This window comes from Pseudenhygromyxa sp. WMMC2535 (assembly GCF_011083025.2).
In genome coordinates this window covers 8,970,831-8,984,453 of sequence record NZ_JABJWV010000001.1, presented here as the reverse complement: position 1 = coordinate 8,984,453, position 13,623 = coordinate 8,970,831, and the positions used below count along the sequence as shown (strand labels likewise).

General features: G+C 68.8%; 12 protein-coding genes. 9 read left to right on the top strand and 3 right to left on the bottom strand.

What is annotated here, in order from left to right:
- Positions 1 to 68: 68 nt before the first annotated feature.
- Genes G6O69_RS34610 through G6O69_RS34600 form a run of 3 tightly spaced genes read left to right on the top strand, consistent with a single transcriptional unit; the run spans position 69 to position 1,268 of the window.
- Entirely contained in the window at positions 69 to 452 is a 384-nt protein-coding gene (locus G6O69_RS34610) for a hypothetical protein (RefSeq protein ID WP_172301967.1), read from the top strand.
- Positions 400 to 1,023 carry an IS630 family transposase gene (locus G6O69_RS34605; protein WP_172301966.1) on the top strand — a complete coding sequence of 208 codons (624 nt, stop codon included), beginning with the start codon at positions 400 to 402 and terminating at the stop codon, positions 1,021 to 1,023. The genes G6O69_RS34610 and G6O69_RS34605 overlap by 53 nt, the downstream gene beginning before the upstream one ends.
- Positions 1,020 to 1,268, top strand: coding sequence for a hypothetical protein (locus tag G6O69_RS34600; RefSeq protein WP_172307739.1), 249 nt, complete (start codon positions 1,020 to 1,022; stop codon positions 1,266 to 1,268). Before G6O69_RS34605 ends, G6O69_RS34600 begins: the two co-directional genes overlap by 4 nt.
- Before the next feature lie 12 nt (positions 1,269 to 1,280).
- Here G6O69_RS34600 and G6O69_RS34595 read toward each other — a convergent pair whose 3' ends face one another.
- The 3 genes from G6O69_RS34595 to G6O69_RS34585 form a co-directional block, all read right to left on the bottom strand.
- Positions 1,281 to 1,961: a sigma-70 family RNA polymerase sigma factor gene (locus G6O69_RS34595; protein ID WP_172307738.1), complete on the bottom strand. Its 681-nt coding sequence runs from the start codon at positions 1,959 to 1,961 to the stop codon at positions 1,281 to 1,283.
- Positions 1,962 to 2,003: 42 nt separating this feature from the next.
- A complete protein-coding gene (locus G6O69_RS34590) occupies positions 2,004 to 2,408 on the bottom strand; it encodes a hypothetical protein (RefSeq protein WP_176397260.1) in 405 nt (134 codons plus the stop codon).
- A gap of 151 nt (positions 2,409 to 2,559) precedes the next feature.
- A complete protein-coding gene (locus tag G6O69_RS34585; protein WP_172307736.1) occupies positions 2,560 to 5,187 on the bottom strand; it encodes a serine/threonine-protein kinase in 2,628 nt (875 codons plus the stop codon).
- Positions 5,188 to 5,381: 194 nt separating this feature from the next.
- Between G6O69_RS34585 and G6O69_RS34580 the strand changes: the two genes are divergently transcribed.
- From G6O69_RS34580 to murI, 6 genes are all read left to right on the top strand, one after another.
- The gene (locus tag G6O69_RS34580; protein WP_176397259.1) at positions 5,382 to 6,110 is read left to right on the top strand and encodes a hypothetical protein; all 729 of its coding nucleotides are present in this window, start codon (positions 5,382 to 5,384) and stop codon (positions 6,108 to 6,110) included.
- Positions 6,111 to 6,112: 2 nt separating this feature from the next.
- Positions 6,113 to 7,504 (top strand): DUF58 domain-containing protein, encoded by a 1,392-nt coding sequence (locus G6O69_RS42545; protein ID WP_172307734.1) that lies wholly within the window; start codon positions 6,113 to 6,115, stop codon positions 7,502 to 7,504.
- A gap of 129 nt (positions 7,505 to 7,633) precedes the next feature.
- The gene (locus G6O69_RS34570; protein ID WP_172307733.1) at positions 7,634 to 10,231 is read left to right on the top strand and encodes a transglutaminase-like domain-containing protein; all 2,598 of its coding nucleotides are present in this window, start codon (positions 7,634 to 7,636) and stop codon (positions 10,229 to 10,231) included.
- Positions 10,232 to 10,357: 126 nt separating this feature from the next.
- The gene (locus tag G6O69_RS34565; protein WP_172307732.1) at positions 10,358 to 11,107 is read left to right on the top strand and encodes a hypothetical protein; all 750 of its coding nucleotides are present in this window, start codon (positions 10,358 to 10,360) and stop codon (positions 11,105 to 11,107) included.
- A 62-nt stretch (positions 11,108 to 11,169) separates the two neighbouring features.
- Positions 11,170 to 12,315: an acyl-CoA dehydrogenase family protein gene (locus G6O69_RS34560; RefSeq protein ID WP_172307731.1), complete on the top strand. Its 1,146-nt coding sequence runs from the start codon at positions 11,170 to 11,172 to the stop codon at positions 12,313 to 12,315.
- A 14-nt stretch (positions 12,316 to 12,329) separates the two neighbouring features.
- Complete coding sequence (gene murI / locus G6O69_RS34555) at positions 12,330 to 13,217, top strand: glutamate racemase (RefSeq protein WP_172308402.1); 888 nt, start codon at positions 12,330 to 12,332, stop codon at positions 13,215 to 13,217.
- Positions 13,218 to 13,623: the final 406 nt, after the last annotated feature.

Below are 13,623 nucleotides of genomic sequence, written 5' to 3'. Positions count from 1 at the left end.
GCTAGTGTACGATCCAGAGGACCGGAAGGGTGATCGACATCGAGTCCCCATGGTGATCTACTGGCCGGGTGACGACGCCAATCTCCGTCGACCTCCGCACCCGGATCGCCGAAGCCATCGAAGCTGGCGAAGAAAGTCAGCCCCTCATCGCCGAGCGCTTCTCCGTCTCGGTCACCACCGTCGAACGCATCTCGCGGAAGCTGCGCCAAGGCGAGAGCTTGGTGCCGAAGAGTCCACCTGGCCGGACGCCCAAGTTGAAGGAGCGCCACCTCCTGTGGATTCGTGGCGAGATGGAGAAGGACCCCTACCTCGGCTCCTACCACCTCTCGGCGCGCTTCAATCGACGATTTCCCAAGAACCGGGTCCATCGCTCGACGATCCTCCGGGCGCTTCACCAACTTGGCCTCAGCTTCAAAAAAAACTCCCTACGCTCCCCAGCGGGACCGACCTGACGTCGCCGAGGAGCGCGCCCAGTTTCGGTTGCGACAGCGGCGACTCGACATCGGACGTCTCGTCTTCGTGGACGAATCGGGCACGCATCCAGGGATTGGTCCGCGCCGGGGCTGGTCCCCACGCGGCGAGCCGCTCTACGGACCGCACGAGCCCTATTCCCGCGGTCGCCACGTCTCGATGATCGCGGCCTTACGCGTCGACGGCATCAGCGCCTTGATGACGACCGATGGCGGGGTCAAGACCGCTGACTTTCTGCGCTTCGTCCGACAGCGCCTGGCCCCCACGCTCGAGCCGGGCGACATCGTTTGCTGGGATAACATCAACATGCACAAGAATGCAGAGGTCGTGGCTGCGGTGCTCGAGAGGGGTGCGAAGGTCGTCCGCTTGCCCCGGTACAGTCCCGACTTCAACCCGATCGAGGCCGCTTGGGCGAAGGTCAAAGCTTGGATACGCCGAGCGATGCCCACAACCGTCAGCGAGCTCAAGAAGGCGATGCGTAGGTCCCTGCGTCGGATCCGAGCCTCGGACGCACTCGGCTGGCTCAAGTACTGTGGATATCGCCTTCCGTGATTCTGATCCGTACACTAGAAGGGTCGCGCAACGCGGTGTTTTGCGATCCCGAAGCCGGGGTCGGCCGGGGCGCCGCGCAGACCGTGGAGCTGGACCACGTCTTGGCGTCCGTGTTTGGGCTGTGGTCGCTGGTCATCCCCGAGTCGCGGCGCTTTGTCTCCAATTCGCAGCTGGAGCTGCCCGGAGGGGGGTTTTCACGAGCGGGCAAAAAGCAGGCGCGGGCAAAGACGCGCGAATCCGGCTGAAGGGCAGGGCTCCTAGTCCTCGTCGCCGGCGAGCTTGCGCAGCTGACCGCGCCAGATGGCATCTCGCGCTTTGCCCAGATCCTCGAGGATCGAGTCGTCACTGTGCGTGGCATCAGATGCAAAGCGTTCGATGACGATCTTGGCGAGACGCTCCCGAGCGGCGCGGAGCCGGCTCTTGGCCGTGCCCACGGCGATCTCGAAGAGCTCGGCGATCTCGTTGATGGTGCACTCGTAGAAGTGAAACAGCTCGAGCAGGTCCTGCTGCTCGGCGGGCAAGGCGCGCAGGCTGTCGAGCATGAGCTGCGTGCGCTCGGCCTCGGCGACGATCGAGGACTGGCTGCGCCCGGTGGCCTCGGCGGTGGACTCGCGCACCGGGTCGAAGGCGCCGCCGTGGCGATATTTGCTGCGCAAGGTCTCGCGGTAGACGTTCTTGGCGATGTTGAAGAGGTAGGTCTTGAAGCTCGAGCGACCTTCGAAGCGGTCGCGAGCCTCGATCATCCGCCGAAAAGTGTCCTGAATCAGGTCCTCCGGGTCCTCCTCTGGGATGCGCTGGATGAAGTAGGTGCGCAGGTTCTTGAAGTAACGCGCGAGGAGCTTGCCCCCGGCGTCTCGGTCTCCCTCCCGCCACTTGGCGAGGAGTGTGAGGTCTGGGTCGGTCCCTGGAGCGTCTTTGGGATCGGACTCGGAGGCCATCGGCGGACTTTATCACGCCGATGACCTCCAATTACCCATGCGTCAACGACGCGGCTTGTCGGGCTGTGGGTCGGTGGGGACCGTCTTGATCCCCAGGGTCAGCTGCTTGGTCTGCGCGCCCGCGGTAGCGGTCGCGGTGACGGATTGCCAGTCCGTCATGGGACCAAAGTCGCAATAGACGTGGCTGGAGTCACGCGACCAGTTCACGGTGCCGCTGCCCGGGTCGTGGCTGGCGGTGACGGTCCAGCTGACGCCGCTGGCGCTGAAGTCCATCAGCTTGACGCGAATCGTCCCGGCGTTGGGGTCTTCGAGATCGACGTGGGTGGCGTAGAGGTTGTTGCTGTAGTCGGCGAGGTTATCGCTTCCGTAGGCAAACTGCAGCCCGCCAGAGGTGTTGAGGCTGCCGTCGAGGACGATGGGATCTACTTCGGAGAGTTCGAGTTGCACGGTCACGGTCATGGGACTCCTGGGGCGTCGCCGCGGCGTATTGGGCGACGCATTCGAGTTGTTTTGGTGTTCGGTAGAGGTGGAGAGTGAGACGATAATGAAGTCTACGGTTGAATGGTGACGTGTGCGGATGCAGGGATCGGGTCGAGGGTCAGTTTTCCATGAAAAGATCGAGGGCTGCGCGCGCGCGCAGTACTTCGGGCGAGTCGGGGAGCGCGTCGAGCTCATGGCGATACTGCTGCGCCCACCCGGAGGGATCCGAACCCAGGACCTCGGGGAGGTCGTCCAGGACCTCGGTGATTTCGTCGCTGAAATTGGGTCGGAGCTCGCCGAGGTGGATGTCAGCCATGAGTGATTGCGCGCGGGCCATGAGCTCGGGCTTGCTCATGTGGTCGTCGTCGGATTCACCTTGCCCCCGCTTTTGATTCCGCCTTCGATGCTGGTCGATGAGCGCCTCGATATCTCGCCGGAGCTCGGTGAGTTCGTCGCGGTCGTCCATGAGGATTGCCAGCTGCAACAAGCTGGTCGTGGCGGGAAGGTGGAGCTCCTGATACGCGGACGCCAGGACTGCGCCTAGCTTGTCTCGGGCACGCTCGGACTCGTTGGCGGGGTAGTGCTCCCCCGCATCCTCGAGTTCGTTGACGTACATGGCCCCGAGGTTGAGCTTGGCCTCTGGATCTTCTGGATCCAGGAGTAGGGCCGTGGCGTAGTAAAATTCTGCCAGGCGGTAGCGCTCTTTGACTTGGTATAGATTGCCGAGGCTGATCAGGCGCGTGACGAGGTCGTAGCGTCGGCGGGCGAACAGGTCGCGCTGCGCAGCATGCCGCAGCAACAGGGCGGCATCGTCGTACTTGCCTTGGGATTTGAGGACAATGCCCTCCAGCTCGTCGATGTCGGCGCGGCGTCGGCTGAGGACGGGCTCGTCGAGGCGCTCGAGGAGCGCGCGGACACTGTCGATATGATCTCGGGCGGTGTCATCGTAAGCCAGGCGCATGACCTGCGTCGTGGCTCGCTCGATGTTCGCCTGGAGGCGCCGCTGGTCGTCCGCGCCGCGCTCGGCTTTCTCGTAGGCCTCGGCGAACTCGTCCAGGGCGGCTTCGTGCTCGCCATGGAGGGTGTAGGCCTCGCCGAGGCGTCGGTGCAGCTCGGACTCGTCGGAGCGCGAGAGCGCGTCGACGACCCCACCTTCGAGGGCGTCGTTCGTGAGAACGATGAGGTCCTCCAGGTGAGGATCGATGTCTGGATCCTCGAGCGGGGGCCGCTCGCTGGTGTCCCCGGGGTTCTCGAGGTCGATGGGGATGATTTCGTCTTCGATGTACCTGGCGATCGCGGGGCTGAGCGGCCTGTCGGGCCTGAACTCCAGCGCGTCGACGAACTGTCGGGAGAATTCACGCAGCTGCTCCCGCTCGATGTGGACAGGCAGCTGCTCGAGCTGCGCGATGATGGCGTCGTGATACTGGATGTCGGCCAGGTCGGCCGGCGTCTGGGTCTCGCCCCGCGCCTTGGCGATGCAGTTAGCGAGGGCCTCGTCCGCGAGCGCCTCGATGCGACGTTCGAAGCGCGCGCTGGTGCCCGCCTGGGCCGCGGCGAGCTGGGCCCAGGCCTCGCTGTGGGTGCTCGCTAGCAGGGCGTCGGCGCGCGGGCAGTCGGGGTTCAACTCCTGGTGGCGCTGCCACCGGGTGAAGGCGCCGAACAGGCCGATCGCCGCGGCGAGGCCGAGCACGAGGCCGAGGCGCGTCCGCTGCGGTCGAAGCTGCTCGCGCTCGATGGCGGTGATCAGCACCTCCATGTCGGCGTGGCGATCGTCGGGGTTCGGCGACAGCCCGATCTCGAGGGCGCGGCGCAGGCGACGAGGGAGCCGCGCGGCGCCCTGCAAGACGAGTGGCCCAGGCGCGCTGCTCGGCGCGCTGCGGCGCCCGTCGAGGGTGGTCTCGCGCAGCTTCATGGCGCCGAGCAGCGCCTCTCGGCTGTCGCCAGGGTAGGGCAGCTCGCCGGTCAGCGACTCCCACAGCGAGACGCAAAAGGCGAACTGATCCGAGCGCGTGTCCGAGTGCAGCCCGCGGAGCTGCTCCGGGGCCGAGTAGCCGAGGGTGCCCAGGACCTCGCCGGCGCGGGTCAGGCGGGCGCGGGCGCCCTCGGTCTCGGTCTCGGTCTCGGTCTCATCGGCGCGAGATGGTTCGGGCGCTTGGCCGTCGTGCTCGAACTCGTCGAGCACATGGGCCAGGCCAAAGTCGCCCACGCGCGCCCGGCCTTCGCTGTCGACGAACACGTTGTCGGGCTTGAAGTCGCGGTGGACCACGCCGCGTCTGTGGGCCGCGAGCAGGCCGCGGGCGGCGTCGGCGTAGAGGCGCAGGCGCTCGGCGCGATCGCAGCCCTCGCGGGCCTGGTGGGTCCGCAGGGTCTCGCCTTCGACGAGCTCCATGGCCAGGAACACGCGGCCTTCGTCGACGCCGCTGTCGAAGACCGTGACCAGGTTGGGGTGGTCGAGCTTGGCCTGGACGAGGGCCTCGCGCTTGAGGCGGTCGCGGAGCTTGTCGAGCTGGCCCAAGGAGCGCGTCGAGACCAGCTTGAGGGCGACCTCGCGCTGGAGCTCGGTGTCGTAGGCGCGGTGCACCGTGCCCATGCCACCAAAGCCGAGCTTGGTGCCCATGAGCTCGTAGCGGCCGATCTTCTCGCGCTTGGGCTGGAGATCGAGGACGCGGCCGAGGACGCGGTTGAAGCTGGCCTGGATCTCGACGTCGGCGTTGGCCAGCTCCTCGGGGACGACCCACTCGTGCACCCTTTGGGTTCTACGATCGTTGGGTGGGCTCGTGGGGTGAGACGAGGCGGATCTTGGCGCAGTTCGTTTGGGCATCCCCCGAGCAAGTGGCGTTCTGGGCTGGAGAGATCAGCCGGAACTTGTGAAGTAGCTCACTTTTGATGGCCGATTTGGGGTCCAATGATTGGCTGCTAGGCTCGTGCTCGCCCTCTGTGATGCCTTCGACGCCGCCTCGTGCCTCGCGCTCTTCGCTGGCCCCCGCGCTCGGGGCAAGGGGGCGCGCTCGTGGACCTCGCCGGCTGCGTGGCCTGCTCGGCGCCGCGGTCTTGGCAGCCTTCGTGCTGACCAGCTGGATCCCTGGCCGCGGGCGCGCGTCGACGGTGGCCGAGCAGCGCGCTCGCCTGCCGCCGCCGGCCGCCTGCAAGGATCCCGTGGCCGGCGTGTGGAAGTCGCACAGCTACGACGACACCTTCCGCGACTGGACGATCTTCACCCTCGTCGTCGAGCGCGTGCGCGAGGGCGAGGACAGCTTCGAGGGCACGATCACCAACGACAGCTGGGTCGCCGAGGCGCACGAGAGCTCGCCGCCGGTGTGTCGGGGCGAGCTTCACTATGTGATCTCCATGGACGCCGAGGGCAGGGTCCAAGATGGGCAGATCAATTTTTGGGGCGTGGGCAAATACCGCGTCGACGAGGTCCCCTGCGGGGCTTGGAACATGAACTACAACCTCGATCACTTCTCGGGGCAGATCGATCCCGAGATCATGGAGTTCCAGTCGGTCAACAATGACGGCGGCCGGGCGATCAACGACCCCGTGGTCTTTCGGCGCGTGCGCTGCAACGAGGGCGAGTCCGTCGACGACGAGCCGCGGATCAGCGTGGCGCCGCCTCCCTTCTACCCGCCCGATCAAGACGAGGGCGGCTGTGGCTTCAAGGAGCGCTGAGCGTGGCTGATCGACGTCGCAGCGGCGCCAGGCGTGGCGGGCGAGGCCGGCGGCCCACGCAGCGGTGGGGGCGAGTCGAGGCGGCGATGACCCGGGCGCTGGGGCCCTTTCCGCTCACGCCCCTGGGGCTGGTGGTGCTCGTCGCGAGCGCCCTGGCCTTTTTTGGCTACGGCCTCGAGAAGATCGATCTCGTGCTCCTGGTCATCGGCGCGGCCGGCCTGGGCGTGGGCGCGATGGGGCTGCTCGCAACCTGCCTCGCGGCGCTGCTCTCGTGGCTGCACCACCGCCGACGCAGCCGCGGCTTTGCCCAAAAAAGCTCGAGCGCGGCCCTGAACGTGGAGTGCGGCTACCCGGTGCCGACGGGCTTTTGCCTCCCGCGCCTACGCTGGCTGCCCTTCGTGGACATCCGCTGGCGTTGGCTCGAGCCCGAGGCCGAGGTCCGCGTGATCGCCAAGCGGGGCGAGCTGCGCGAGTCCGTGATCGCCTCGCGCCGCGGTCAGGTGGCGGCGGTCACCCGCGAGCTCGAGGTCGGCGACATCTTTGGCCTGACGCAGATCCGCCTGCGCCTGCGAGAGCAACGCAAGGTCCGCTTCGTGCCCTCGGTGGGCAAGCTCGAGCGCGTGGACGTGATCCGCGGCATGGCCGGAGGCGACGACATCTCTCACCCCGAGGGTCCGCAGGACGGCGAGCTCTACGACCTGCGCCACTACAACCCCGGGGACCCGATCCGCTTCGTGCTCTGGAAGGTCTTCGCGCGCACGCGCCAGCTGGTCGTGCGCTCGCCCGAGCGGGCCCTGAGCCCGGTGCGCCAGACCTGCGCCTACCTCGTGGCGGGCGCGGGCGACGAGCCGGCGGCCGGGGCCGCGCGCCTGGCCGTGGAGCGCGGCGCCCTGGGCAGCGAGTGGGTGCTGGGCGCCGACGGCAACGGCGAGGACGCCACGCGCAAGGATCAGGCCGTGGATCTGCTCGCGCGCTCGGCCAGCGTCGACCACGGGGCCGGGGGCAGGGGCCTGGGAGAATTTCTCACCCGCCGCAGCCTCGGCGGAGCGGGGCGCGCCGTGGTCTTCGTGCCCGGGCGACCTGGCCCGTGGCTCGACGCGGTGATCGAGCAGTGCGGCGCGGCGGGTCGAGGTGGCGGTCGCATCGAGTTCGTGGTCGGCACCGATGGGATCGAGCCACCCAAGCCGCGGCGTTGGTACCAGCGCCTGGCCGTGCGCGAGCCGGCGGCGCAGATCCCCCCAGGCGCCACGGCCCCGGTCACGACCGTGGAGGTCGGCGAGGTGGTCCGGGCGCTGTCGAGCGTCGGCCGCGTGATCGTGGTCGACCGCGCGGCCGGTCGCGTCTACGGTGGCGGACACCTCAGCGCCCTCGCCCAGGCCCAACGCGCCGCCTGAGCCCCACTCCCAGCCCTACTACTCGAGATCCACCGAGACACTCCCCCCATGGCCGTCCGCGCGCACGAGCGAAGCTCTCAGACTCCCACGCCCCTCCTGGGGGCTCTACCGCCGAGGGCGAGGTAAGGGATGGGACGTCGCAAGCTCGCGCGAGAGCTCGCGCGACTCGAGCGCAAGCCTGGGGAGCGCCGCAACGTCCCGCCGACCTTTGGCGAGCGCCTGGCGGCTTGGGCCCGGGCGTCGCGGCATCCGATCCGCGCGGCGGCCATGGCCATGGCTGCGCTCGCCCTTGCCTGGGGCATCGCCACGGGGCAGGGGTTGATCGCCGCCATGCTCGGCGCCGTCGCGGGGGTCGTGGCTGGCGAGCTGCTCGCGCGCACTCGCTCGCGCTCGATCACCTTGTTGGTCGGCGTGGTGGCGGTCGGCGCCCTGGGCTGGTGGGCCGCCGGTCGGCTGATCGAGTGGCGGATGTTCGCGGCGGCGCTCGGCCCCGGGCCGGCCCTCGGCTCGAGCTCGCTGCTGCGTTGGTTCGCCCTCGCGCTCGCGGCGGTCGCCAGCTTGCGGGTCCTGGCCGCGCGCCACGTCGCGCTGATCGGTCTCGAGCTGCTGGTGGTCGGCGCCTGCGTGGCGAGCATGTTCGCGAGCCACCGCGAGGGCGTGATCGCCCGGCCGCTGTGGCTCTCGGACTGGGCCTGGGAGCACGGCTACGACCCAGCCGATATCCTGCTGAGCGTCGGGGCGGCCGCGGTCGTGGTCCTGGCGAGCCTGCTGGTCGCCGAGTCCGAGCGCCGGGTGAGCCTGGCCTCGCTGCTGGGGATCGCGCTGATCGTCGCCCTCGAACTCGCGCTCTTTCAGCTCGAGGGGCTGCCCGAGCCCTCGGCCAACAGCGATCTCGGCCTGGCCGAGGCGCAGACCGGGGACAGGCCCAAGCCCACGCAGGGCGAGGGGCAGGGGCCAGGCGGATCTCAGGGCGGGAAGCCCGACGCAGGTCGGGATCCGGAGGGTGGTCAGGGTCAGGGTCAGGGCGAGGGTCAGGAGCAGCAGGGCGGGGAGCAGGGCCAGGGACAGCAAGACCAGCAGGGACAGGAGCAGCAGCAAGACCAGCAGCAGGGCGGGGAGCAGGGGCAGGGGGAGCAGCAAGACCAGCAGCAGGGCGGGGAGCAGGGGCAGGGGGAGCAGCAAGACCAGCAGCAGGGAGAGCAGGGCCAGGGGGAGCAGCAAGACCAGCAGCAGCAAGGCGGCGGTCAGAGCCAGCAGCAGGATCAGCAGCAGCAAGGCGGCGGCCAGAGCCAGCAGCAGCAACAGCAACAGCAGCCCAACTTGGACCAGCAGCCCTCCGAGGGCACCAAGCCCGCGCCCATGGCCGTGGTCCTGCTCGGCGACGACTACAGCCCGCCGACCCAGGCCTTCTACTTCCGCGAGGACGCCTGGTCACACTTCAACGGCTCGCGCCTGGTCGCATCGGTGCGGCCGGACGTCGACCGAGACATTTTGCGCAGCTTCCCCGCGCGGCCGATCAACGTGCCGGAGGCTCCGCCCAGCGACCTGCGCACCGAGGTCCACGCCGAGATCGTGCTGCTCGCCAAGCACGCCCAGCCCTTCGCCCTCGAGTCGGCGGTCTCGATGCAGCCCGAGGCCAACCCCAACCCCGCGCGCTTCTTGCGAGCCTACAGCAGCGTGTCCATGGCGCCGGACTATGCGCTCGATCAGCTCGTCGGTCGCGAGGTCGGGGACCCGAGCTGGAGCGAGGCGCAATTCGAGTTCTACACCCAGGTCCCCGAGGACCCGCGCTACGCCGCGCTCGCCCAGGAGATCATCGCCGACCTCCCGCCCGCGCGGGCCGAGGACCCCTTCGTGCAGGCCGTGGACATCAAGCTGTGGATGGACGAGCAGCTGATCTACTCGAGCGCCGAGCGCCACGCGGGGGTGCCCGATCCCACGGCGGACTTCTTGTTCGGCAACAAGACCGGCTACTGCGTGCACTTTGCCCACGCCGCGGTCTACATGTGGCGCAGCCTGGGCATCCCCGCGCGGGTCGGGGTGGGCTACCACGTCGGCGAAGATCAGCGCCGCGGCTCGACCTTGATCATCCGTGGCGGAGACGCCCACGCCTGGCCGGAGCTCTACCTCGAGGGCGTGGGCTGGGTCGTGCTGGATATCGCGGCCCGGCAAAACGTCGATCCTCCCGGCCAGCCATTGGACGAGGACCTCAGCGATCTGTTGGGCGAGATGGCCCGCGACGAGGGCCCGGGGGACGCCGAGGGCGAGCAGAAGTCCGAGCCCGTCGAGCGCCGGAACTTTGGCCGCGACATGGGCTTTGGCCTGCTCTTCTCGCTGCTGATCTCGCTGCTGCTGCTCTACCTCGCCAAGATCTGGCGGCGCCTGGCCCCGCGCTTCGCCAGCCGCAAGAAGCTCCCGCGGGTCGGCTACCGGGCGGCGATCGACATGCTGCTCGACGCCGGCCTTGTCCGCGACTACGGCGAGACCCGCGAGGCTTTCGCCCGGCGCGTGGCCAGGGAGGTCCCCAGCCTCGGCGAGCTCACGGCCCTGCACGTGGCCGCGGCCATGGGGGATCCGCGGCGGCCCGAGAGCGAGCGGCCCGAGCTCGATCCCGGGCGGTGGGAGAGGGGGCTGCGCGCGGTCTCGGGCGAGCTCCCGCGCAGCGTCCCGCTGTGGCGCCGGCTCCTGGGCAGCTTCGATCCCAGCACCGTGCTGCGCGCGCGCTGAGGGCTCTGGCCCCCCGGTTGCCGGTTTGCCGGTCGCCGGCCGCCGGCCGTCGCGCTGGGCTCGACGCCTGGTGACGCTGTGACCGACTGGACAGATCGGCGATGGCGGCCCGATTATCCCCGGACCATGCACTCGCTTCGCACGAACTCATCGCTCGCCGCCCTGCTCTCGCTCCCGCTGGTGTTTTGCGCCTGCTCGGGGGACGACGGAGGCGAAGACGACATCGGCGCGAGCGAGGAGAGCAGCGAGACCAACGCGACCACCGAGACCTCAGCAGGGGACAGCACGGATACGGGCGAGACGGACAGCACGGACACGGACGAGTCGGACAGCACGGACTCCTGCGGGGATCTCGACGACGTCGTTCAGCTCGAGCGCCTCGTGGCCTCGTCCTCGGACTTCCCGGATCCGCTGACCGCGAGCGGAGAGCTCGAGCTCGCCGTCGCGGCCTCGGGCATCGGCAGCGACGATCGCATCTACCTGGTGCTCGATCACGACATGGCCGGGCAGACGCTGACGACGCAATTCATGTATCTGACCGTCGACCTCAACAACACCGGTTGCGCGCTGAACGCTGCGGCCGACCTGGCCTTCATGGAGCTCGAGTCGCTCGAGATCCACGACCTCAGCGAGGGCGGCGACGTGGTGGTCGATCAAGGCGAGCTCGGCGGTGGAGGCGAGGGCGAAGGCGTCAACGTCTGGGACATCACGGAGATCGAGCTGCTCGACGACGACTGCGGCAATTCGCCGCTCTTCTCGCTCTCGTACAACCCCGAGGGCGGGCCTTACTCGGTCACGTGGAGCTACACCGGCATGGACGCGGTGCTCCGTCACCTCGCGGTCTACGTGGGCCGCGAGGCCCCGCTGGGTTGCTAAGCCGCGGTTCGGCGGATATAGCTGGCCGACTTCGTAGACCACGAAGCAGGAGCCGATTCAGGATGTTCAACTTTGCCCTCAGTGACGAGCAGCAACAGCTGATTGATACCGCCCGCAAGTTCACCGCCGACACGATCATCCCCGTGGCCGGCGAGTGCGACGAGGAAGAGCGCTTCCCCACGGAGGTGTTCGAGGCTGCGTTCGAGCTCGGGCTGATGAACGTCGAGCTGCCCGAGGACGTCGGCGGCCTGGGCTTTGGCACCATCGAGGGCTGCCTGATCGCCGAGGAGCTCGCCTACGGCTGCGCCGCCATTGCCACCTCGGTGATGTGCAACCACCTCGGCGCGCTGCCGCTGATGGTCGGTGGCAACGACGCCCAAAAGCAGCGCTGGCTCGGCGACATGGCCGAGAACTTCGGCTTCATCAGCTACGCCTGCTCCGAGCCCGACGCCGGCTCCGACGTCGCGGGCATGAAGAGCCGGCTGACCAAGAAAGAGGGCGGCGGCTGGGTGCTCAACGGCCAAAAGCGATGGATCACCAACGCCGGCCACGCCAAGGCCTACACCGGCTTTGCGACCATCGACCCCAGCCTCAAGCACAAGGGCATCACCGCCTTCGTGGTCGACCGTGACACCCCCGGGGTCAGCGTCGGTCGCAAGGAGAAGAAGCTCGGTCAGCGGGCCTCGGACACCTGCGACGTGCTCTTCGAGGACGTCGAGATCCCCGACGAGAACATCATCGGCGAGCCTGGCCAGGGCTTCTATGTGGCCATGGAGGTGTTCGACAAGTCGCGGCCGATGATCGGCGCGTGCGCGGCCGGGCTGATCCGCCGCTGCCTCGAGGAGTCGACGAAGTACGCCCTCGAGCGCAAGACCTTCGGCGTGCCGATCGCCAACCACCAGGCCATTCAGATGATCCTGGCCGACATGGCCATCGCCTACGAGGCCGCGCGCCTGCTCTACCTCAAGGCGGCCTGGGAGGTCGACGAGGGCATCAAGCGCAGCATCACCTCGTCGCTGGCCAAGTGCTTCAGCGCCGACGCGGCGGTCAAGGCCGCGACCGACGCGGTCCAGGTCTTTGGTGGCTACGGCTACACCCGCGAGTACCCGGTCGAGAAGCTCTACCGCGACGCCAAGCTGCTGCAGATCTACGAGGGCACCTCGCAGGTCCAGCGCATGGTCATCGCGCGCAACCTGCTGCGTGGCTGAGCTGCGTGGCTGAGCTGCGCGACTCCCCCATTGGGGTGTTCGATAGCGGGGTCGGCGGGCTGACGGTGCTCGCGGCCCTGCGTCGCGCGTTGCCGCGGGAGCGCCTGCTCTACCTGGGCGATACGGCGCGTCTGCCCTACGGTACCAAGGGCCCGGAGACCGTGCGTCGCTACGCGCGCCAGGCCGCCGGGCAGCTCGTCGAGCGCGGCGTGAAGATGCTGGTCATCGCCTGCAACACCGCCTCGGCGGTGGCGGTCGAGCACCTGCGCGAGGCCTTCGCGCCCCTGCCGGTGATCGGCGTGGTCGAGCCGGGGGCTCGGGCGGCTTGCGCAGCGACACAGACCGGTCAGGTGCTGGTCCTCGGCACCGAGGGGACGATCGCCGGCGGCGCCTACCAGCGGGCGATCGCCGCCCTCGAGCCGGCGGTCCACGTCGAGGGGGTGCCTTGCTCGCTCTTCGTGGCCCTGGCCGAAGAGGGGTGGATCGAGGGGCCGGTGGTCGAGGCGGTCGCCCGTCGCTACCTCGGCCTGCCGGCCGGCGCGCCCTCGCTGGCAGCCCGGGCCGCGGCCCCGGGTGACCTCGGCCCCGAGCCAGGGGCGAAATCGCCGCTCGGTGGCCAGGCCGTGGACACGATCGTCCTCGGCTGCACCCACTTCCCGGTGCTGCGCCCGGTCCTGGCCGAGGTCTGCGGCCCGGAGATCGTGCTCGTCGACTCGGCCGAGACGACCGCCGTGGCGGTGGCCGGGGTGCTCGAGGCGGAGGGCCTGCTGACCGCCAGGCCCGAGCGTGCGCCGACCCCGAGTTTTCTGGCGACCGACAGCCCAGCCCGCTTTGCCCGGGTCGGGGCGGTCTTCCTGGGCGAGGCGATCGCGGCCGAGGCCGTCGAGCTCGTCGATCTCTGATCTCGCCGAACATCTTTACACGGGGCCTCCATGGAAGGAGGTGATCGGAGCTACTGGGCAGGTGTACCGGGCTCGATCTCCGAACCTCCTTTCGCCGGTGAGACATGGGATGGCTCACGGAGACGTTTCGTAGTACCGTGCCGGCGCGTCCACGGGTGATCGAGTCAGGAAGCCGCGCTGTCGGTCTTTGCGTGCTCAGGATCCCCGCGAAAAGAAACTCGAGCGCGCCATCTGTAAGAGAGACATCGGTCGCGCGTTGCCTCCCGCCTCCGTCGTGAGACGCCGGCAGGACCCTTCGCGCTCGCCGAGATCGCGCAGCGTGAGTCCGTCAAATCCGGCCTCGACATGTCAGGAACAGGTAAACAGCCCGACGGGCTTGTGATATACCCGCAAGCCAGCTCAGCGG

Excerpts from the sequence above, each read along its gene's own strand:
- G6O69_RS34565 (WP_172307732.1), top strand. The coding sequence starts at position 10,358 with ATGCACTCGCTTCGCACGAACTCATCGCTCGCCGCCCTGCTCTCGCTC.
- G6O69_RS34580 (WP_176397259.1), top strand. The coding sequence starts at position 5,382 with ATGCCTTCGACGCCGCCTCGTGCCTCGCGCTCTTCGCTGGCCCCCGCG.
- G6O69_RS34560 (WP_172307731.1), top strand. The coding sequence starts at position 11,170 with ATGTTCAACTTTGCCCTCAGTGACGAGCAGCAACAGCTGATTGATACC.
- G6O69_RS34595 (WP_172307738.1), bottom strand. The coding sequence starts at position 1,961 with ATGGCCTCCGAGTCCGATCCCAAAGACGCTCCAGGGACCGACCCAGAC.
- G6O69_RS34570 (WP_172307733.1), top strand. The coding sequence starts at position 7,634 with ATGGGACGTCGCAAGCTCGCGCGAGAGCTCGCGCGACTCGAGCGCAAG.